Raw genomic sequence first — 20,740 nt, forward strand, 5'->3', positions numbered from 1 at the left:
ATCAGCTACCAGTTATAGCGCTCAACGCACCGTTAAATTCGATCCTGAAAACGGCGTAATCAAAATGCTCTTTCGTCCAGCGTTTTGCCTCTTCGCTAAAGCGCTGATAGGTTGGCGGATTTAATAACGTTTCTATAGCGTCCGCGCAGGCGGTATGGGAAAGCAATAGCGGGCGGGTCATCATATTTTTTACGGGATCGTAGACGTCGTAAGGAAAATCTACCCGTATGCCCGTCAGCTTTTCATGCTCCTCAATGGTAACGGAAGGCGTCAGTCCGATACCACACACGCCATTCTTTATAACCTCAGGCTGACCATCGATCAGAGGGTAAATAACAGGCACGCCGAAATAGAGGGACTCCATACATGACAGGCCGAAAGGTTCAGTAACCGGCGTACTCATATAGATATCAATACGATTAAAAAAAGGCGCAATATCCTGCTGGAAGCCGCTGAAAGTGACTTTTTCCTCAATACCCAGTTTTCTGGCCAGAGCGGCAAACGCATCACGGTCAGGCCCTTTGCCCGCGATTTCAAGGGTAATGTTGTGGCCCCGCTGCAATAATTCTTTCAGCGTCAACAGGGTGACGCTAATCCCCTTCAGGCTGACCTGGCGCGAAGCTGTACCGATTTTAATCGGGGACGTCAGGACGCGAGGTTCTGTCCGGATACCGGGCGGAGTCATGATGCGGTTAATTACCACATGATGAGGGCAGGGCAGATTAAAACGATGCTTCATTACCTGAGAAGAAGCAGAAGATGCAGAGATAACGCCATCTAACATGCGCATAAAACTCAGGGTTTTATGATTCTTTGGATAGCGCCAGGAGCAGCCATGATCGTAATAAACCAGCTTTGCTCGTTTCGGTTTTGCCGTTAGCCGGGGGACTAAATCCCAGACCACAATGACCTGTGCATCGCTGGCCTCAACCCGCTTTTGCAGGAGATATTTTCTGAGTGACTGGGGCGCTTTTAATTTAAGGCCGTTAAACAACCGGCTCGCGAAGGTAATCTTTTGCTGCGGCATCTGCTGACGAATCTCTTCATCGATATCATTGCTGATGCAGATAACCTCATCTTTTCCTTCAGAGAAATCATTGATGTACTGCAGAAAAAGACGCTCAACGCCGCCCATTTTACCCAGATTGATAATGTGGAGCTTTTTCATCCTAAAGCTTTCTCCAGCCTTTCTTTGACAGCTTCCGCGCTAATATCTGACATATCGTTGCCCTGAGGCGGACAGAGAGCCTGCTGATTCTGCCCATAGCCCCCAATCAGGCCTGGATCCGTTGGCCCGTAAAGCGTGATATTAGGACGATCCAGCGCCGCGGTCAGATGGCTCAGTCCGGTATCTACTGACACCACCGCCCTGGCGCCCGCCAGTTCGCGCGCTATCGCTTCCAGCGTCAGCTTCGGCAGCACCTCAACGTAATCAAACCCTTCCGCCAGGCGCTGGGCGCGCTGATGCTCGTGCTCGGCGCCCCACGGCAGCTTGATACGTAGTCCGGCTGGCTGCAGCAGGCCGATCAGCTCGCGCCAGTGGCTTTCCGGCCAGTGTTTGTTGTCACGCGTAGTCGCATGGAGGAACACCAGATAAGGGACAATATCCTGCGGCTCGTCGCGCAGAAAGTGCGCGGCGATGGCATAATCGCCCTGGGTCTGCGGCTTCTCATAGCCGAGGCTTTTGGCGAACAGTTCGCGCGTCCGTTCTACCGCATGCTGCTTCTTGTCAATCTCATGGCGTTGGTCGTACCACCAGCTGGCGAAGGGTTCGCGCGCGCTGCGGCTGTCCTGCCCATGCTTAACGCCCCTGGCCAGACGGGTCACCAACGCGGCGCTCTTAATCAGCCCCTGCGCATCGATCACGACGTCATACTGGCGCGACTGCAAATCGCGCTTGAAACGCACGCGCTCTTCGCGCTGCTGGCTGCCGAACCAGTGTTTGCGCCAGCGGCGAATCGCTACCGGCAAAACTTTATCCACCGCCGGATGCCAGGAGGGGATCTGGGCGAAATTCTCCTCCACCACCCAGTCGAAGCGGATACCGGGGATCGCCTGCATGGCATCGGTTAAGGCGGGAAGTGTATGAAGTACATCGCCCATCGACGAGGTTTTGACGATCAGGACGTGCATGCCTTCTCCTGCGGGTGAGCCAGCAGTTCGCTCAGCTCCTGATGAACGCGCGTCGGCTGAATATCGATCAGGCTCTGATGATAGCCCTCTCCGGCATCGCCTTTGCGCACCTTATGGTAGCCGGTGATCAGACGAATAATGCGCACCTGCCTGGAAAGCGGCGGCGTAAAGTCGGGGCTGCTTGGCCCATAGAGGGCTACCAGCGGGCGATTGAGCGCGGCAGCAATATGCATCAGACCAGAGTCGTTGCTGACAACGGCGTCGCAGCGCGCAATCAAAATTACCGCCTGCTCAAGCTGCGTTTCGCCCGCCAGGTTGCGGCAGTAATGTCGCGCTTCCGCAGGCAGCGCCGCGATAATCTCTTCGCCGCAGGCCCGGTCTTTTGCCGAACCGAACAGTACCACCTGCTTGCCTTCGGCAATCAGCTGCTGCGCCAGCGCGGCGTAGTGATAGTGCGGCCAGCGCTTCGCCGGGCCAAATTCCGCGCCGGGGCAAAAACCGATCAGCGGACGCTCCGCCGACAGCTGAAACTGGGCGGCGGTCTCGATTTTTTCCTGATCTTCTACCTGAAGCCGCGGCCAGAGCAGCGGTTGCGGCAGCTGTTGCGCCGAGGCGACCGGCGTGTCGCAGGCTAACGCAATGTAACGCTCCACCATCAGGGGAAACGCCGCTTTGTCCAGCACGCGAATATCGTTCAGCAGGCCGTAGCGCATCTCGCCGCGCCAGCCGATACGACGTTTGATTCCGGCGAAGAAAGGCACCAGCGCAGATTTGAAGGAGTTAGGCAGCACATAGGCGCGATCGTAACCGCTGGCGCGCAGCCTTTTGCCAATGCGGCGGCGCTCGCCGAGCGCCAGCGCGCCGTGTCCCAGCGGCATCGCCAGCGCCTGGTTGACTTCCGGCATGCGCGACAGCAGCGGACGGCACCATGCAGGCGCCATCACATCAATCACGGCGTCCGGATGCTGAGCCTTGAGGGTGCGATAGAGGCTTTGCGACATCATCATATCGCCGACCCACGATGGGCCAATAACCAGAATTTTCATCGCCGGTACGCGTTCCTTATGCGCTGCGGTTCAGCCAGGCCATATACTCGGCCACGCCCTGTGCCACGGTTTTGAACGGCTTGTCATATCCAGCCGCACGCAGGTTAGTGAGATCCGCCTGAGTATAGGCCTGATAGCGGCCTTTCAGCTTATCCGGGAAGGGAATGTATTCGATTTGCCCTTTCTGGTGGAATTTCAGCACCGCGTCCGCCACTTCCTGGAACGATTCGGCGCGGCCGGTACCGCAGTTATAGATGCCCGAAATGTTATTTTCCCAGCACCACAGATTGACCGCGACCACATCATCAACGTGGATAAAGTCGCGTCTGAAGTTATCGCTGCCTTCAAACAGCTTGGGATTTTCGCCGTTGGCGATTTGCGTATTGAGGTGGAACGCCACGCTCGCCATGCTGCCTTTGTGGCCTTCGCGCGGGCCGTAAACGTTGAAATAGCGGAAGCCGCATACTGGTGATTCCGCTTCCGGCAGGATCTGACGCACGTAGTGGTCGAACAGCATTTTCGAATAGCCGTAAACGTTCAGCGGCTGCTCATATTCGCGCTTCTCGATAAAGTTATCGTTGCGACCGCCGTAGGTCGCGGCAGAAGAGGCGTAGAGGAAAGGAATTTCACGCTCCAGGCAGTAGTGCAGCAGATCTTTGGAGTACTGATAGTTATTGTCCATCATGTACTTGCCGTCCCACTCCGTCGTCGCGGAACAGGCGCCTTCATGAAAAACCGCCTCAATCGGACCCAGATCCTCGCCCGCGGCGATATAGGTCAAAAACTCCTCTTTATCCATGTAGTCGCTGATATCCAGATCGGCCAGATTGACAAATTTGGTGCCGTCTTTGAGGTTGTCGACAACCAGAATATCGCGAATACCACGCTCGTTGAGCCCCTTGACGATATTGCTGCCAATCATTCCTGCGCCGCCAGTGACGATAATCATGTGCTCTACCTTAAAAGTTGGGGCGCGAAACAGGCGGTTTCACGCGCTAATGTCTCACATCATAACATTTCATCACGGAGCAGACAGCCAGATGACTCTGACACGCTGTCGCCGCTCCGCCCGCTGACGTGAACTATGCTGCAAAATTAACATTCTCCTGGTCGATTTATCGTTAGCATCCTTCTTATTCAGTAAGATGTGCCGAATTTATGCCATCTGAGGAGAACAATGATGCCAGCGCAATTTTATCAGCAGATCCGCCAGCAGCTGGATGTGGCGCACCGGGAAGGATTGTTTAAGCAGGAGCGCATCATTACCTCCGCTCAGCAAACCGATATTGAAGTCGGCCACGATCGGGTTATTAACTTTTGCGCCAACAATTACTTAGGACTGGCTAATCATCCTGCGTTAATTCAGGCGGCAAAAGAGGGTATGGAGTCGCATGGCTTTGGTATGGCCTCGGTACGTTTTATCTGCGGCACGCAGGATACCCATAAGCAGCTGGAGAAAAAGCTGGCGGCGTTTCTCGGCATGGACGATGCCATTCTCTATTCATCCTGCTTTGACGCCAACGGCGGGCTGTTTGAAACCCTGCTGGACGCGGAAGATGCGATCATCTCCGACGCGCTAAACCATGCCTCGATTATCGACGGCGTGCGGCTCTGCAAGGCGCAGCGCTATCGCTACGCCAACAATGATATGCAGGCGCTGCGGGCCTGTCTGGTTGAGGCGCGGGACAAAGGCGCGCGCCATATCCTAATTGCTACCGATGGCGTCTTCTCTATGGATGGCGTGATCGCTAACCTGCGCGCCATCTGCGATCTCGCCGACGAGTTTGATGCGCTGGTGATGGTGGATGACTCCCATGCGGTAGGCTTTGTCGGCGCGGCCGGCCGCGGCACGCATGAATATTGCGACGTTATGGGGCGCATCGACATTATTACCGGCACGCTGGGCAAAGCGCTGGGCGGCGCCTCCGGCGGCTATACCGCCGCTCGTGCAGAAGTAGTCGAATGGCTGCGACAGCGCTCGCGCCCCTACCTGTTCTCCAATTCGCTGGCGCCTGCGATCGTTGCCGCCTCAATTCGCGTGCTCGACCTGCTGAGCGAAGGCGATGGTCTGCGACAGCGCTTGTGGGACAACGCGCGCTTCTTCCGCGAGAAAATGACCGCAGCCGGTTTTACCCTGGCGGGCGCCGATCACGCCATTATTCCCGTGATGCTGGGCGAAGCCAGCGTGGCGCAGGAGTTCGCCCGCCTGCTTCAGCAGGAGGGGATTTACGTTACCGGCTTTTTCTTTCCTGTGGTGCCGCGCGGTCAGGCGCGCATCCGCACGCAGATTTCGGCAGCGCATACCCAGCAGCAGCTGGAGCGCGCAGTAGACGCCTTTACCCGTATTGGAAAACAGCTTGGCGTGATCGCCTGAGGAGCTCTGAATGAAAGCGTTAGCCAAACTTCATGCGCAGGAAGGTATCTGGATGGTTACCGATGCGCCGATACCGGAGCCGGGCCATAACGATTTGCTGATCAAGATCCGTAAAACCGCTATCTGCGGCACCGATATCCATATCTATAACTGGGATGACTGGTCGCGGAAAACGATCCCTGTGCCGATGATCGTCGGACATGAATATGTTGGCGAAGTGGTGGCGATCGGCCAGGAGGTACGCGGCTTCAGCATCGGCGATCGCGTCTCTGGCGAAGGGCATATTACCTGCGGACACTGCCGCAACTGTCGTGCCGGACGCACCCATTTATGTCGCAATACCATCGGCGTGGGCGTAAACCGTCAGGGCTGTTTTGCCGAGTATCTGGTGATCCCGGCTTTCAACGCCTTCCGCATCCCTGACAATATTTCCGACGAGCTCGCCGCGATTTTCGACCCCTTCGGCAATGCGGTGCACACCGCGCTGTCGTTCGATCTGGTCGGCGAAGATGTGCTTATTTCCGGTGCTGGCCCTATCGGCATTATGGCGGCGGCGGTCTGTAAACATGTCGGCGCGCGCAACGTAGTGATCACCGATATCAACGACTATCGCCTTGAACTGGCGCGCAAGATGGGCGTGACGCGCGCGGTTAACGTGGCGCGTGAGGATCTGCGCGGTGTCATGCGCGAGCTGGGGATGACGGAAGGTTTTGACGTCGGGCTGGAGATGTCCGGCGCGCCGCCTGCGTTCCGCACGCTGCTGGAGGTGATGAATCACGGCGGACGCATTGCGCTGCTTGGCATCCCACCGGGTGAAATGGCTATCGACTGGAATCAGGTAATATTCAAGGGGCTGTTTATTAAAGGGATTTATGGGCGTGAAATGTTCGAGACCTGGTACAAGATGGCAGCGCTTATACAGTCAGGGCTCGATCTTACGCCGGTGATCACCCACCGCTACTCTATCGACGACTTCCAGCAAGGCTTCGACGAGATGCGTTCCGGGCGTTCAGGCAAAGTGGTGCTGAGCTGGGATTAAAAAGCCGCGCAGGCGGCTTTATGGCTATTGCTGTTGCTTCTCCGCATCCGTCAGGTAGCGCACTTTCCGGGTGTAATCCTGTCCCTTAAAGGTCAGCGGCTGGCGGGGATCCTCCAGGTATTTCTGCCATTCAGAAAGAGGAAAGCCGCCGTGTGCGCCTACCACTTCAGGCGGTATAACCCCCGGCTTGCCGCCAATGCGTTTAGAGACCGGCCAGTTCGCCCATTCGCCCAGGTTAACGGTGCGGAGGTCGAGCAGATCCAGCAGGCACGCCAGCGGCAGCTGATCGGTTGGCGGCTGGCTGTCATTCATTAATTTCCATGTGTCATCAAATAATGTCAGCCAGAGCGGGCAGACGCGCTGCCAGGTCTGGCGCGTGGCCGCCAGATAAGCGCCGTTCACATGGTCTACCAGGTAAGGGCGAACGCTGAGCTGATAATAGGCGGGGATGGCTTCCTGCGCCGCGCCAGCCAGTTTGGCAATCATTTTTCCCTGACGGAAGCTGGAGTAAAAATGCCCGGGTTTCATGCTGATTTCAGGCATCTTGAGCAGGTTGAGATCGGAATCGATCATCAGGATCCCGTCACCCTGTGCGTGTAATGGTGCCTGTATTTTAATCAGCCGGCTGCGATAAATTTGCTTGTAGGGGTAGGACTCTTCGCGCTGCGGCACTTCCAGCGTCACAATGCGAGTTTTGCCCGGCAGCGTGCCAAATGCAGCGGCGGGCTGGTCGCTAACGATAACGATCTCCTGGGCCGCCGTTGCAAAACGTTCGGCAAACAGCGCGCTGAGCTTCGCCTCTTCAACGTAATCTTCCCCGGTACAAGGGATAACGATTGAGGTAACGGGGATCTCGCCCTGCACGTCAGATTGTGAGTAGGGCAAGTTATGGCGTGCGCGCACGTGACGAAAGCGCGGGTTAAGAAAATTAAGCATGCTTCTTCCTTGTGACGCTTTTCAGGATGGCTTCTACGCCTTTAACGTAGTTTTCGATAGCGTATTGGGCCCGAACGCGCGTCGATGCGGCATGGGTTAATCGTTGACGCAGGGCCTGATCCTGCCAGAGCGTGATGAGATGTTGTGTTAACTGTGCGACATCGCCATATTCAAACAGCAGGCCAGTGTCGTTATGGCTGATTAATTCTTCAGTGCCAACCACGCGGGAACCTGCCACGGCGGTGTTTACCAGCATCGCCTCCAGCACGACGCGCGGCAGGCCTTCGCTACGTGACGCCAGGATAAAGACGTCAAAAGCGGCGAGGTGATCCAGCGCGTTATTCTGAAAACCGGTAAAGATTACCCGATCGAGAATATTTTCTCTCTCGGCCTGCTGGCGCAGCGGGCCTGCTTCCGGCCCATCGCCAACCACAATCATTTTCCAGTTCGCATCGGGACAGGCCTGTTTGAAATGGCTTAACGCTTGCAGAACATGATGGTTCGATTTGCGCAGGATCAGCGAGCCAATAGTCCCGAAAATAAAGGCGTCTGCCGGCAGGTTTAAGCGCTGGCGCACCGTCGCGCGGTCGGGTAAAGGCTGGTGGGTATCAATCGCGTTGGAGACGGTAAAACAGCGTGAGGCATCAACTCCGCTGGCGCGTAATGTCTGGTTTACTCCATGCGAGACGGCAATCACCGCGTCGCACCCATCGTTAACCATTTTTACCAGACGGCTGTTCATCAGCGGTTCAATGCGGCAGTGCTGAACAACGGAAATATCAAGACCGCGTGCGGCAACGTAGCCTTCAACATTCGTGCTGGGCTGATTATTCATATAGAGCGTATCGTAGCGCCCCTGTTGCAAAAGCGCGCGCAGCTTGCTGGCGTTAGGCAGGACGCGCCAGCGCGCGTCAATAGCGTCAACCGCCTCTTTTTTCAGACGACGGCTGAAGAAAAGCAGGGCGCGTGCAGCTTCCTTAGCGAGTTTCGCCCAGGCAGGCTGCTTTCTCTGCGGAATAAAGATCACCGGTATATTGATGGCGTTCAGAACCGATTCGATGGTTTCGCCATTGCCGCGCGTGTAATTGTGATAAAAGCAGCAGGTGATATCAAAAGCGTCACGGTCGATGCGTTTAAGCAGCTCCAGCATGCTGTTGGTGCCGCCGCCCCATTCTCTGCCGTTATCCAGCAGCATAATTCTTTGTTTCGCCGTCCCCATCCTGACAGAAATCCTTATAACCGGTCTGCGTAGCTCGCTCGGATTATAGTGATTTCTGTTCAGAAAAGAATGTTAAGGCTGCGCGGCCGAAAGAAATCGCTTTTTAGAAAAGCTCTTTTAGCCTTTGTGCGATGACGCTCTGGCTAACGCTCTCCCACACTACGCCAAGCGCTTTCGTCGCCGGAACCGGCTGCGGCTGCACCTGACATACGCCAGGCGGCTGGAAGACCGGTTTCTGCGGACGCGGTCGCGGCTGCGGCTTAACCGGAGACGTCCCGCTGTGCAGCGGCTCATTCAGCAGCTGGCTCGGACGCACCAGCGTGATATCCGCAGGCAGCGTCGGCAGCATCTGCTGCAGCACGCGCACCGTATTAGGATGTGGATGGCCAATAGCGATAGCGTAGCCGTCGCGCTGCGCCAGCTTCACCGCTCGCGCAAACTGCTGACGAATCGCGTCAATATCCTGGCTGTCGTCCAGAAAAACGCGGCGCTTCAGCACCTTCACACGCGTGCCTTGCGCGGCGGGCACCGACTGGCTGTTGCCGATGGTCATGCTGTCGAGAAAGTAAAAATTGTACTGATTAAGTGCCTGCATCATCTTCACCATACCGGGCAGGCTGGATGTCATTTTACTGCCCATATGGTTATTCAGCCCAACGGCGTAAGGCACGTTATTGACTGCGTTGCGCAGGATGCGCGCGATCTCTTCGCTGCTCATCTCCGGCGTCAGCGTATCTTTTTCCAGCGGCTGCTTGCTGAGCGGCGCCATGGGAAGATGGATTAATACTTCATGACCGCCCTGATGCGCCTTAATCGCCATCGAACGCGCGCCGGGCGCGTCAGGCAGCACCGCGACGGAGATCGCGGCGGGCATCTGCAGCACTTTATTCTCTTCAGAAGGCCGATAGCCGAAATCGTCGATAACGATGGCGAGCTTACCCGCATGGGCGGCGCAGCTCAGTAGCAGTCCGCCGATAACGGCGGCGAGATGGGGACGTTGAAAAAACACTTACCTTCCTAACCACGGGAGTGGATTGACGGCCTGTCCCTGACGTCGGATTTCAAAATAGAGCGATGGCGTACCGCGTCCGCCGCTGGTGCCCACCAGGGCGATAGGCTGTCCGGCCTTCACCTGGGCACCCACGCTCACCAGCGCACTCTGGTTATAGCCGTAGAGGCTCATATCGCCTTTGCCGTGTTCCAGCACGACCACCAGTCCGTAACCCTGCAACCAGTCAGCCATCAGCACGCGGCCGTCGGCTATCGCTTTAACTTCGGAACCTTCCGGCGCATCGATTACCAGCCCCTTCCAGCGCAGCTCGCCCTGCAGCTGCTCGCCGAAGCGGTGTTCAATACGTCCGCGCACCGGCCACATCGCCTGTCCGCCTGCGCGGCCAAGGCCCCCGGTACGCGCCACCAGTTCGCGCTCGCTCTGCGTCGGCTGGTAGGTAGAACCTTTGGCTTTCGCCTGCGCCTGACGCTGACGCACTTTTTCCGCCTCGCGCGCTTCTCGTGCAGCGCGCTCGCGCGCCTCGCGTTCGGCCCGGGCAATTTTGTCCTGCAGACGGCTTTCGTTCTGCCGCATCTCTACCAGATCGGCCTGATCTTTCTCTAGCGCGTTTTCCAGCGCGCTCAGCGTCTTCTTACGCGCCGCGCTCGCCTGCTGCAGCTTCTCCTGCTGGCCTTGCTGCTGGGCCAGCAGCGTTTTTTGCTGCTGCTGTTTCTGCTCCAGCGACGTCTTTTGCTCGCCCAGCGTCTGGCGGGTTTTTTGCAGCGCGTCGATGCTCTGCTGACGCGCGTCGTTGAGATAGCCAAAATAGGCGAGAATACGTTCGCTGCGCTGGCTCTCTTCGCCGCCAAGCAGTAGCTGTACGCCGTTATGCTTGCCCTGACGGAACGCCGCATCGAGCTGCTGAGCCAGCAGACTTTCCTGATGCGACTGCTGTTTTTCCAGCCGCGCTATCGAAGCGGTAAGCTGGCTGATTTCGCTGTTAAGGGCGTTCAGGCTGTTGCGGGTTTCACGCAGCTGGCGGCTCGCCTGCGCAATCACTTTTTCCTCGCTTTGCAGCTGATCGAGCAGCTTGCTGCGCGCGATTTTTTGCGCCTTAACGCTTTTCTCTTTTTCGGCGATATTTTGCTGGATGGATTTTAGCTGCGATTTGCTGTCGTCGGCGCTATGCGCAGCCACAGGCAATAACAGTACGCCCGCGCAAAGCAGGCTGAAGGAGAGAGTGGACAGGTGTGCAGGCAACGGGCGTTTCTTTCCGCTGTGACGAGTCCTTGTGGCTAAAACAGTCGCTTTTCCCTTCATAGGCCAGTGATTATTCCACGATGAACAGCCGCTTACCAGCGCAACGCCACTGGATTTCCTTTTCCAAAGATGTCGGTATTTCTCCCGATCTCGCATAAGGGTTACGTCATTTTTGCTATACGGCAATTTTTTTTAGAAAATGACGCACAAATCGTAACTCTGGCTGCTTAGCGTCTGTACATGAGAAGTGGCGCAGGTATACTCAGAACCCTTGTTTTTAGCTTAATTAGCCCGGTCTGGAGTCTTTACCCCTCATGCAAGAAATTATGCAGTTTGCAAGCAATCACACCATCCTTAGTCTGGCATGGGTCGTTTTACTGGTTCTGGTGATTGTGACCACCTTTAAAGGTATGTTTTCAAAGGTGAAAGTTATCAGCCGCGGTGAAGCAACCCGCCTGATTAACAAAGAAGAGGCGGTAGTAGTAGACGTGCGGTCGCGTGACGATTACCGCAAAGGACATATTTCTGGCGCGCTGAACGTGGCGGCGGCAGATATCAAAAAAGGCAGCTTTGGCGAGCTGGAAAAGCATAAAGCCCAGCCCATAATTGTGGTGTGCGCGACCGGTCAGAGCGCAAGCGAACCGGCTGAAAAACTGAGCGCTGCCGGCTTTAGCCAGGTGACCGTACTGAAAGACGGCATCAGCGGCTGGAGCGGAGACAACCTTCCGCTGGTACGCGGAAAATAACATCTACTGAGGTACGCAACATGGCGAATGTCGAGATTTACACCAAAGCGACCTGTCCTTTCTGCCACCGGGCGAAGGCGCTGTTGAGTCAAAAAGGTGTGTCGTTTCAGGAGATCCCTATCGACGGGAACGCCGCGAAACGCGAAGAGATGATCAAACGCAGCGGCCGCACTACAGTGCCTCAGATTTTCATTGATGCGCAGCACATTGGCGGCTGCGACGACCTTTACGCGCTGGACAGTCGTGAAGGATTAGATCCGCTACTGCAGGCGTAAGCGGCGCAGGATTTTTCAACTCACAGGACTTAGTCAGATGTCAGAACAAAACACCAACGAAATGCAATTCCAGATTCAACGCGTTTACACCAAAGACGTTTCCTTCGAAGCGCCGAACGCGCCGCAGGTTTTCCAGAAAGAGTGGGAACCGGAAGTGAAGCTGGATCTGGATACTGCGTCATCACAGCTGGCTGACGAAGTTTATGAAGTGGTGCTGCGCGTGACCGTTACCGCCAGCGTTGGCGAAGAAACCGCATTCCTGTGTGAAGTTCAGCAGGCGGGCATTTTCACCATCAGCGGCATCGAAGGCACGCAGATGGCACACTGCCTGGGCGCTTATTGCCCGAACATCCTGTTCCCGTACGCGCGCGAATGCATCACCAGCCTGGTCTCTCGCGGCACCTTCCCGCAGCTTAACCTGGCGCCGGTCAACTTTGATGCGCTGTTCATGAACTATCTGCAGCAGCAGCAAGGCGAAGGTGCCGAACCACATCAGGATGCCTGATGACTACACACGCTTCGATTAGCGTCATCGGTGCCGGCTCGTACGGCACCGCTCTGGCCATTACCTTAGCCCGCAACGGCAATCCTGTGCTGCTGTGGGGACACAATCCCGCGCATCTGGCGCAGCTGCAGGCCGAGCGCTGCAACAGCGCTTTTCTTCCCGACGTGCCTTTTCCCGATAATCTTGAGCTTGAGCCTGATTTAGCCAGCGCCATTGCGGCCAGCCGCGATCTGCTGGTCGTCGTGCCAAGCCATGTATTTGGTGAGGTGCTGAGGCAGATTAAACCACATCTGCGCCCCGAATCGCGCATCGTCTGGGCGACCAAAGGGCTGGAAAGAGAGACCGGAAGACTGCTGCAGGATGTGGCGCGTGAGATCCTGGGCGATGATACGCCGCTTGCGGTGATCTCTGGGCCGACCTTCGCCAAAGAGCTGGCTGCAGGCCTGCCGACCGCGATTGCGCTGGCGGCGACCGATGCCACCTTTGCCGAGGATCTGCAGCAAAAGCTGCACTGCGGCAAGAGCTTCCGCGTCTATAACAATCCTGATTTTATCGGCGTACAGCTTGGCGGCGCGGTGAAAAACGTTATCGCCATCGGCGCAGGCATCTCTGACGGCATCGGTTTCGGTGCGAATGCGCGTACCGCCCTGATCACGCGCGGCCTGGCAGAAATGAGCCGACTCGGCGCCGCGCTGGGTGCCGATCCCACCACCTTTATGGGCATGGCTGGCTTAGGCGATCTGGTGCTGACCTGTACCGATAATCAGTCGCGTAACCGTCGTTTCGGCCTGATGTTGGGACAGGGCGAAGAGGTCGAGAACGCGCAGCGCATTATCGGACAAGTTGTAGAAGGTTTCAAAAATACCAAAGAAGTCAGAGCTTTGGCAGCGCGTGTCGGCGTTGAAATGCCGATTACCGAGCAAATCTACCAGGTGCTCTATTGCGGAAAACCGGCGCGAGAGGCAGCATTAAGCCTGTTAGGCCGTACAAGGAAGGACGAAAACAGTACAAGCTGATGCAGGATGCGCAGCATTGTTACCTGTAGCGCCATCCAGGCGCTTTTTTTATCGGGAGAAAACCGCAATGTCGTCTGATGAATTAGAACTGGTCTGGAACAACATCAAAGCGGAAGCGCGCGCGCTGGCCGATTGCGAGCCGATGCTGGCCAGCTTTTTTCATGCGACTTTGTTGAAGCACGAGAACCTCGGCAGCGCTCTGAGCTATATGCTAGCGAACAAGCTCTCCAATCCCATTATGCCCGCTATCGCCATTCGCGAAATCGTTGAGGAGGCCTATCGTCAGGATCCCTCAATGATCGCCTCGGCCGCGCACGATATCCAGGCGGTACGCCAGCGCGACCCGGCGGTAGATAAATACTCTACGCCGCTGCTCTATCTCAAAGGCTTCCATGCGCTGCAGGCGTATCGTATCGGCCACTGGCTCTGGAACGAAGGGCGTCGCGCGTTAGCGGTCTACCTGCAAAACCAAATCTCCGTCTCCTTTGCCGTGGATATCCATCCGGCGGCGCACATTGGTCATGGCATTATGCTTGACCATGCGACCGGCATCGTTATCGGCGAAACGGCGGTGGTGGAGAACGACGTTTCTATTCTTCAGTCGGTCACGCTTGGCGGTACCGGTAAAACCAGCGGCGATCGCCACCCGAAAATCCGCGAAGGCGTGATGATTGGCGCAGGCGCGAAAATCCTCGGCAATATCGAAGTAGGGCGCGGCGCAAAAATCGGCGCGGGCTCAGTGGTATTGCAGCCGGTGCCTCCGCATACTACCGCGGCAGGCGTACCGGCGCGCATCGTCGGCAAACCGGCGAGCGATAAACCTTCGATGGATATGGATCAACACTTCAACGGCACCGTACCGGGCTTTGAGTTTGGAGACGGGATCTAACTGAGCCGCGCGCCTGCGTAATCAAGCTGGCGCCAGGCTTCATACACCACGACCGATACCGCGTTCGACAGATTCATGCTGCGACTCTCTGCGCGCATAGGGATGCGGATTTTATGCTCTGCCGGCAGCGCGTTAAGGATTTCGGCTGGCAAGCCGCGACTTTCCGGACCAAACAGCAGATAATCACCCGCCTGGTAGCTGACCGCGCTGTGCGCTGGCGTACCCTTGGTGGTCAGCGCAAACAGCCGCTCCGGCTGCTCTACGCGCAGAAAAGCGTCGTAGCTCTCATGCTTCTTAATCGCGGTAAATTCGTGATAGTCGAGACCGGCGCGGCGCAGCCGTTTGTCATCCCAGGCGAAACCGAGCGGCTCAATCAGATGCAGGTGAAAGCCGGTATTCGCGCAGAGGCGGATAATATTGCCGGTATTAGGTGGGATTTCTGGTTCAAATAAGACGATGTTAAGCATAAGGCCCCCGATAACGAGGGCCGAAGCATAGCAAATTATTGTCGGCTGGAGGAGTAGAGCGGCAGCCAGAGCGTCAGGCGCAGGCCGCCAAGCGGGCTGTCGTCAGCTTTTACCCAGCCGCGATGCTGTTGAATCGCAGTCTCGACAATCGCCAGGCCCAGCCCCGTTCCGCCGGACTCGCGGTCGCGCGCCTCATCGGTACGGTAGAAGGGACGGAATATCTGTTCGCGATCCTCAGGGCTGACGCCCGGACCGTCATCGTCAACGTGTACCGTCAGGCCGCTGATATCCACCGAGAAGCTGACGCTGATATGCGAGTGCGAGTAGCGCAGCGCGTTTCGCACGATGTTTTCCAGCGCGCTCTCCAGCGCATGCGGGTTGCCGTAAAGCGGCCAGGGGCCTGGCGGATAGGGCACGTCGAGCTGTTTACCCATCTGCTCGGCTTCGAATTTCGCGTCTTCCAGCACGTCGTTCCAGAGCTGATTCGCCTTTATCGCCTCGCTGACCAGCGCGTTCTTGTGCTGGGTACGCGACAGCACCAGCAGATCGTTAATCATGCCGTCCAGACGCTGCGCTTCTACCTCGATTCGCTCCAGTTCTTTGCCTTCGCCGTGACGGCGGCGCAGCAGCGCTGTGGCGAGCTGCAGACGCGTCAGCGGCGTGCGCAGTTCATGGCTGATATCTGACAGCAGACGCTGTTGCGACGTCATCATTCTTTCGAGCGCGCTCACCATCTGGTTAAAGCTGGAGCCGGCGGCAAGGAATTCCTGCGGGCCAGATTCCAGTTCCGGATGCTGGCGCAAATTGCCGCTGGCGACTTCATCCGCCGCATATTTAAGCTTGCGCGCCGGACGCGCCAGGCTCCACGCCAGCCACAGCAGCAGCGGTGAGCTGATCAGCATGGTGACAATCAGCAGCAGCAATGGGCGGTCAAACAGCAGATTAATAAAATCGAGCTGCGAGCTGGTCGCCGGTCGAATCAGGTAAAGCTGATAGTTATCTTCGCCGTCGCGTACGGCAAAGGGGCCGACCATTTCAATACGGCCATATTTCTTTTTCTGAGGATGATCGGCGTTATCGGACTGCCCGATAAAGTTACGAATTACCTGCATTTCATTATGCTGCGCGCCAATCACACGGCCTTCGCTGGTAACCAGCAGCAAACGCTGTCCCGGTGGCGCCCATTTGTCGATGGCGCGCGAGAGTCGCCGCCACCACATCAAATCGTTGGGCGGATCCTGCGCCAGCTCCACTTCCACATGCTGTTCAATCATTGTGCCCTGTCGCTGCTCACTATCGAGCAGCGACGCCATCTGACGGGAGTCCAGCTTGGGCACCATCAACACCAGCATCAACACCAGCGCCAGAGTTAACCAGAAAATGGCGAAGATGCGGGTGGTAAGGCTGCCAATCATGAAGCTGAAACCATCAGATAGCCGCGGCCGCGCAGGGTTTTAAACCATGGGTGGCCGTCACGGCGCTCGGGCAGTTTACGGCGCAGGTTGGAGATATGCATATCGATGGCGCGATCGAACGGCGTCAGACGCTTGCCAAGCACTTCCTGGCTCAGGTGTTCGCGTGAGACGACCTGGCCAAGATGCTGCGCCAGCAGATAGAGCAGGGTGAACTCCGTACCGGTGAGATCCAGCGTCTGGCTGTCGAAGCTGGCTTCCTGACGGCCCGGATTAAGGCGCAGGCAGTCCACTTCCAGCGTCGGCGAGCTGCTGTCGTGCTGCTGTTGCTGTTCGCTCCAGTTAGAGCGGCGCAAGATGGCGCGGATACGCGCTACCAGCTCGCGATCGTTAAAGGGCTTAGGAAGATAGTCATCCGCACCCAGTTCAAGTCCCAGCACGCGATCCAGCTCGCTACCGCGCGCGGTTAACATAATGACGGGCGTCTGATGTTGCTGGCGTAGCTCTTTCAGCGTGTCGATGCCGTTCTTTTTCGGCATCATCACATCGAGCAAAAGCAGATCGATGGAGTTGTCCAGCAGGCTCAACGCCTGTTCGCCGTCGCTGGCAACTACCACTTCAAACCCTTCCATTTCTAACAGTTCTTTAAGCAGCGAAGTCAATTCGCGATCATCGTCAACCAACAGGATTTTATTCATTTTTTATTGCCCTCCGCAGGCAAAATACCGTGTTCCTGACTCGTCAATCCAACGCTTTACGTAGTTTTACACCCCCTGACGGATGTTTGCAGCTGTCGCCGTACACTGGTTCTCGTTGAATCGTAAAACGGAACGAACTGGAGTAAACGATGCGCACAGTAACCGCCGTCGTCATTGCCTCAGCGATGGTTCTCAATCACGCCAGCGCAGGAGCAGCAGACACGACGACGATTGACGAAATGCATCACGGCGGATTGACGACAGGCAGTATGACGCAAAATCCGCAAAGCCACATGTTCGACGGCATTGATCTGACAGAAGAACAACGTCAGCAGATGCGAGACCTGATGCAGCAGGCGCGATATGAACGTTCCCCTGTCAGCATCGGCGATATCGAAAACATGCATGGGCTGATTACGGCAGACAATTTTAACGAAGCGGCTATCCGCGCTCAGGCTGAGAAAATCGCTCAGGCGCAGGTCGAACAGCATGTCGAGATGGCGCGCATTCGTAACCAGATGTACCACTTGCTAACGCCGGCGCAGCAGGCCGTATTGCAGAAGAATTACGAGCGGCGCCTCGCCGAGTTACGCAAGCTCTCAAATTTGCAGTCAGCGTCATCGCTGCAAGCAGTGAGTAGTACCAGCAGTAACCAGTAACATAGTATCCCTGTTTTCCTTGCCATAGACACCATCCCTGTCTTCCCCGCCATGATGGCGGGGTTTTTTTGCCTTTTTTGCGCGTTTCTGGCCGCTGTGTCAACCTGCGTTGAATGTCGCCATAAAGCTATTAACACTCCATTTAAGAAAGGGACTAACCCCTTAAATATTCAACTAATTGTCGGAAATATATTTTCCCGCGTCTCGTTTGTTTTTTTTTGAGTGGCTAAGTAATGTCGGGTAAATACAGAAATAAGCGAGGCGAAGAAAATAAATAAAGCGATACGGTGAATTATTTAAATATATGATAATAAGCAAATAAGTTTTACTTATATATTAAATAAGGTTTAAAATCATAAGTTTATTCATTTTTGCCGTTTCTTGAATTATCTCAGGTTACCTCTACACTTAATCCTGTCGCAGCAAGGAAAGCGCACATCCCGGGAATTTAAATGGAGTGCATTAACCACATTACGTAAATCAATCTGAATATATTAACGGAGTAAGTTATGGCAGAACATCGTGGTGGTTCAGGCAATTTCGCAGATAACCCGCAGAAAGCCTCTGAAGCTGGTAAAAAAGGCGGACAAAACAGCGGCGGTAACTTCAAAAATGACCGTGAAAAAGCCTCTGAAGCGGGCAAAAAAGGCGGTCAGAACAGCCACGGCGGCGGCCGCAGCTCTTCCTGATTTTTAACGAGCTCAGCTGTACTCGTGCATTTTCCGAGCGGGAAATGATGCCCCGTCCTCCCTGAGGACGGGGTTTGTTTTTTTATAGTGCTTTGACAGCTTTCCTCTTCCTGGTGACAGAGGATTTATGCGCAGCGACAGTCTGGATGTTAAACTTTAGCCATTCCTTTATTTCGGGTGCATGCCTGTAATGGCTCAGGGAGCAAACTATGCAACCCACCTATGCCCGTCTGGTAAAGCGCGCAGCGCTGGCGGCGACTACTCTGGCGAGCTGCCTGCTTATCGTAAAAATTTTTGCCTGGTGGTATACCGGCTCCGTCAGCCTGCTGGCTGGCCTGGTGGATTCGCTGGTGGATATCGCCGCCTCGCTGACAAACCTTCTGGTAGTGCGCTATGCGCTGCAGCCTGCTGACGCCGACCATACCTTTGGTCATGGCAAAGCGGAGTCGCTGGCGGCGCTGGCGCAGAGCATGTTTATCTCCGGCTCGGCTCTGTTCCTGTTTTTAACCGGTCTTCAGCATCTGGCTTCGCCAGGTACGCTGCGCGCGCCGCTGGTTGGGGTGGTCGTCACCGTTGTGGCGCTCTGTTCGACCCTGCTGCTGGTGGCGTTTCAACGCTGGGTCGTCCGCCACACGCACAGTCAGGCGATCCGCGCCGATATGCTGCATTACCAGTCCGACGTCATCATGAACGGCGCTATCCTCATCGCTCTTGCCCTGAGCAGCTATGGCTTTACGCGCGCGGATGCGCTGTTCGCGTTGGGCATCGGCGTTTTTATCTTGTACAGCGCGCTGCGTATGGGTTACGACGCCGTACAGGCGCTGCTGGATCGCGCGCTTCCTGAAGAAGAGCACAATATTATTCTGAATCTCGCACTGAACTGGCCCGGCGTAGAGGGGGTGCACGATGTGCGTACGCGCCAGTCAGGACCGACTAAATTTATACAGCTGCATCTGGAGCTGGATGACAATTTACCGCTGGTTCAGGCGCATCGCGTAGCGGATCAGGTTGAAAAGGCGCTGCGTAAGCGATTCCCCGGCTCGGACGTGATTATTCACCAGGATCCCTGCTCGGTAGTGGCAATCGAACAGCAAGATTCACCGGGCTTTTAACCTGATTGAATCAGTTTTATCTATTTAAAATGACGAAGCGCTAACATATATGCAAAAAATTTAGTGAAAACTTGTCTGACCTGAATCAATTCAGCAGCAAGCCTTTGATATACTATCTGCCATCACGGGTCGCGCATAACGATATGCCGCTTAGCGGCGCACGACAGGCAGGATTAACTTTTCGTTTTAACAATCCAGAGGTTGTCATGATCAAAAAAATTGGTGTATTGACCAGCGGCGGCGACGCCCCCGGCATGAACGCAGCCATTCGCGGCGTTGTGCGATCAGCGCTGAGCGAAGGACTGGAAGTTTTTGGTATCTATGACGGCTATCTGGGACTGTATGAAGACCGTATGATTAATCTCGACCGCTATAGCGTGTCTGACATGATTAACCGCGGCGGCACCTTTCTGGGATCGGCGCGCTTTCCGGAATTCCGTAACGACGAAGTCCGCCAGGTCGCGATTGAGAATATGAAAAAGCGCGGCATCGATGCGCTGGTCGTCATCGGCGGCGACGGCTCCTATATGGGCGCGAAGCGCCTGACTGAAATGGGCTTCCCCTGTATCGGCCTGCCTGGCACCATTGATAACGATGTAGCGGGTACTGACTACACCATCGGCTACTTCACCGCGCTGGAGACCGTGGTCGAAGCGATCGACCGTCTGCGCGATACCTCTTCTTCGCATCAGCGTATCTCTATTGTCGAAGTGATGGGACGCTACTGCGGCGACCTGACGCTGGCGGCGGCAATTGCGGGCGGCTGCGAATTTATCGTGCTGCCGGAAATTCCGTACACCCGCGAAGAGCTGGTAATGGAAATTAAAGCGGGCATCGCGAAAGGCAAAAAACACGCGATCGTGGCGATCACAGAGCATATCTGCGATATCGACGATCTGGCGAAGTACATCGAAGCGGAAACCAAACGCGAAACGCGCGCTACTGTGCTCGGCCATATTCAGCGCGGCGGCGCGCCTTGCGCTTACGACCGTATCCTGGCATCGCGTATGGGCGCCTATGCAATTGAACTGCTGCTGCAGGGCTACGGCGGTCGCTGCGTCGGTATCCAGAACGAGAAGATGGTGCATCACGACATTATCGACGCTATCGAAAATATGAAGCGTCCGTTTAAGCGCGACTGGCTGGAAACGGCGAAGAAGCTCTACTGATTTACAGCCAATTTCAGGCGTGCTCTACAGGCACGCCTTTATTTTAGCTGTCTATATTCCAGCCGGTTATAACTGCTTATTTTTAATTCTTTTAGCTCTAAAATG

Annotated in this window: 22 protein-coding genes; 11 read left to right on the forward strand and 11 right to left on the reverse strand. The window is 55.8% G+C overall.

Annotated features, from left to right (window positions below; translation table 11 throughout):
* Window position 1: 1 nt before the first annotated feature.
* From B3797_RS07595 to rfaD, 4 genes are read right to left on the reverse strand one after another with little or no spacing between them, the layout of a single operon-like run.
* Window positions 2-1,168, reverse strand: coding sequence for a glycosyltransferase (locus tag B3797_RS07595; RefSeq protein WP_311790777.1), 1,167 nt, complete (start codon window positions 1,166-1,168; stop codon window positions 2-4).
* Complete coding sequence (gene rfaC / locus B3797_RS07600) at window positions 1,165-2,133, reverse strand: lipopolysaccharide heptosyltransferase RfaC (RefSeq protein ID WP_311790778.1); 969 nt, start codon at window positions 2,131-2,133, stop codon at window positions 1,165-1,167. Before rfaC ends, B3797_RS07595 begins: the two co-directional genes overlap by 4 nt.
* Entirely contained in the window at window positions 2,121-3,179 is a 1,059-nt protein-coding gene (gene rfaF, locus B3797_RS07605; protein WP_311790779.1) for an ADP-heptose--LPS heptosyltransferase RfaF, read from the reverse strand. The genes rfaC and rfaF overlap by 13 nt, the downstream gene beginning before the upstream one ends.
* Before the next feature lie 16 nt (window positions 3,180-3,195).
* Entirely contained in the window at window positions 3,196-4,128 is a 933-nt protein-coding gene (rfaD, locus tag B3797_RS07610) for an ADP-glyceromanno-heptose 6-epimerase (RefSeq protein WP_311784189.1), read from the reverse strand.
* Window positions 4,129-4,359: 231 nt separating this feature from the next.
* Here rfaD and B3797_RS07615 point away from each other — a divergent pair, with 231 nt between their 5' ends.
* Window positions 4,360-5,553 carry a glycine C-acetyltransferase gene (locus B3797_RS07615; RefSeq protein WP_311784190.1) on the forward strand — a complete coding sequence of 398 codons (1,194 nt, stop codon included), beginning with the start codon at window positions 4,360-4,362 and terminating at the stop codon, window positions 5,551-5,553.
* A gap of 10 nt (window positions 5,554-5,563) precedes the next feature.
* Window positions 5,564-6,592, forward strand: coding sequence for an L-threonine 3-dehydrogenase (gene tdh / locus B3797_RS07620; RefSeq protein ID WP_311790780.1), 1,029 nt, complete (start codon window positions 5,564-5,566; stop codon window positions 6,590-6,592).
* A gap of 24 nt (window positions 6,593-6,616) precedes the next feature.
* Here tdh and B3797_RS07625 read toward each other — a convergent pair whose 3' ends face one another.
* The 4 genes from B3797_RS07625 to envC all read right to left on the reverse strand — a co-directional run bounded on the left by B3797_RS07625 (window position 6,617) and on the right by envC (window position 11,058).
* Window positions 6,617-7,528, reverse strand: coding sequence for a hypothetical protein (locus tag B3797_RS07625; protein ID WP_311790781.1), 912 nt, complete (start codon window positions 7,526-7,528; stop codon window positions 6,617-6,619).
* Window positions 7,521-8,747 carry a glycosyltransferase gene (locus tag B3797_RS07630; protein ID WP_311790782.1) on the reverse strand — a complete coding sequence of 409 codons (1,227 nt, stop codon included), beginning with the start codon at window positions 8,745-8,747 and terminating at the stop codon, window positions 7,521-7,523. Before B3797_RS07630 ends, B3797_RS07625 begins: the two co-directional genes overlap by 8 nt.
* A 103-nt stretch (window positions 8,748-8,850) precedes the next feature.
* Window positions 8,851-9,756, reverse strand: coding sequence for a divergent polysaccharide deacetylase family protein (locus B3797_RS07635; protein WP_311784194.1), 906 nt, complete (start codon window positions 9,754-9,756; stop codon window positions 8,851-8,853).
* The gene (gene envC, locus B3797_RS07640; protein ID WP_311784195.1) at window positions 9,757-11,058 is read right to left on the reverse strand and encodes a murein hydrolase activator EnvC; all 1,302 of its coding nucleotides are present in this window, start codon (window positions 11,056-11,058) and stop codon (window positions 9,757-9,759) included.
* A gap of 254 nt (window positions 11,059-11,312) precedes the next feature.
* Between envC and B3797_RS07645 the strand changes: the two genes are divergently transcribed.
* The 5 genes from B3797_RS07645 (at window position 11,313) to cysE (ending at window position 14,429) form a co-directional block, all read left to right on the forward strand.
* The gene (locus B3797_RS07645; RefSeq protein ID WP_081137831.1) at window positions 11,313-11,744 is read left to right on the forward strand and encodes a rhodanese-like domain-containing protein; all 432 of its coding nucleotides are present in this window, start codon (window positions 11,313-11,315) and stop codon (window positions 11,742-11,744) included.
* Window positions 11,745-11,764: 20 nt separating this feature from the next.
* A complete protein-coding gene (grxC, locus tag B3797_RS07650) occupies window positions 11,765-12,019 on the forward strand; it encodes a glutaredoxin 3 (RefSeq protein WP_033754368.1) in 255 nt (84 codons plus the stop codon).
* A gap of 37 nt (window positions 12,020-12,056) precedes the next feature.
* Window positions 12,057-12,524, forward strand: a complete 468-nt coding sequence (gene secB, locus B3797_RS07655) for a protein-export chaperone SecB (protein WP_311784196.1) — start codon at window positions 12,057-12,059, stop codon at window positions 12,522-12,524.
* Window positions 12,524-13,540 carry an NAD(P)H-dependent glycerol-3-phosphate dehydrogenase gene (gene gpsA / locus B3797_RS07660; RefSeq protein WP_409373360.1) on the forward strand — a complete coding sequence of 339 codons (1,017 nt, stop codon included), beginning with the start codon at window positions 12,524-12,526 and terminating at the stop codon, window positions 13,538-13,540. Before secB ends, gpsA begins: the two co-directional genes overlap by 1 nt.
* 67 nt (window positions 13,541-13,607) lie before the next feature.
* Window positions 13,608-14,429, forward strand: a complete 822-nt coding sequence (cysE, locus tag B3797_RS07665) for a serine O-acetyltransferase (protein WP_120458060.1) — start codon at window positions 13,608-13,610, stop codon at window positions 14,427-14,429.
* Here cysE and trmL read toward each other — a convergent pair.
* The 3 genes from trmL to cpxR are packed head-to-tail and all read right to left on the reverse strand — an operon-like array spanning window position 14,426 to window position 17,006.
* Window positions 14,426-14,896, reverse strand: coding sequence for a tRNA (uridine(34)/cytosine(34)/5-carboxymethylaminomethyluridine(34)-2'-O)-methyltransferase TrmL (gene trmL / locus B3797_RS07670; protein WP_311790783.1), 471 nt, complete (start codon window positions 14,894-14,896; stop codon window positions 14,426-14,428). The genes cysE and trmL overlap by 4 nt on opposite strands.
* A gap of 35 nt (window positions 14,897-14,931) precedes the next feature.
* Window positions 14,932-16,311, reverse strand: coding sequence for an envelope stress sensor histidine kinase CpxA (gene cpxA, locus B3797_RS07675; protein ID WP_311784198.1), 1,380 nt, complete (start codon window positions 16,309-16,311; stop codon window positions 14,932-14,934).
* The gene (gene cpxR / locus B3797_RS07680; RefSeq protein WP_120458055.1) at window positions 16,308-17,006 is read right to left on the reverse strand and encodes an envelope stress response regulator transcription factor CpxR; all 699 of its coding nucleotides are present in this window, start codon (window positions 17,004-17,006) and stop codon (window positions 16,308-16,310) included. Before cpxR ends, cpxA begins: the two co-directional genes overlap by 4 nt.
* A 149-nt stretch (window positions 17,007-17,155) precedes the next feature.
* Here cpxR and cpxP point away from each other — a divergent pair, with 149 nt between their 5' ends.
* The 4 genes from cpxP (at window position 17,156) to pfkA (ending at window position 20,635) form a co-directional block, all read left to right on the forward strand.
* Window positions 17,156-17,665, forward strand: coding sequence for a cell-envelope stress modulator CpxP (gene cpxP / locus B3797_RS07685; protein ID WP_311784199.1), 510 nt, complete (start codon window positions 17,156-17,158; stop codon window positions 17,663-17,665).
* A 509-nt stretch (window positions 17,666-18,174) separates the two neighbouring features.
* Window positions 18,175-18,354, forward strand: coding sequence for a general stress protein (locus B3797_RS07690; RefSeq protein WP_081137847.1), 180 nt, complete (start codon window positions 18,175-18,177; stop codon window positions 18,352-18,354).
* Window positions 18,355-18,563: 209 nt separating this feature from the next.
* Window positions 18,564-19,466 (forward strand): CDF family cation-efflux transporter FieF, encoded by a 903-nt coding sequence (gene fieF, locus B3797_RS07695; RefSeq protein ID WP_311790784.1) that lies wholly within the window; start codon window positions 18,564-18,566, stop codon window positions 19,464-19,466.
* Between the two features lie 206 nt (window positions 19,467-19,672).
* Window positions 19,673-20,635, forward strand: coding sequence for a 6-phosphofructokinase (pfkA, locus tag B3797_RS07700; protein WP_033754393.1), 963 nt, complete (start codon window positions 19,673-19,675; stop codon window positions 20,633-20,635).
* Window positions 20,636-20,740: the final 105 nt, after the last annotated feature.

It is taken from the genome of Pantoea sp. UBA5923, from assembly GCF_002431095.1.
Taxonomy (GTDB): Bacteria; Pseudomonadota; Gammaproteobacteria; order Enterobacterales; family Enterobacteriaceae; genus Pantoea; species Pantoea piersonii.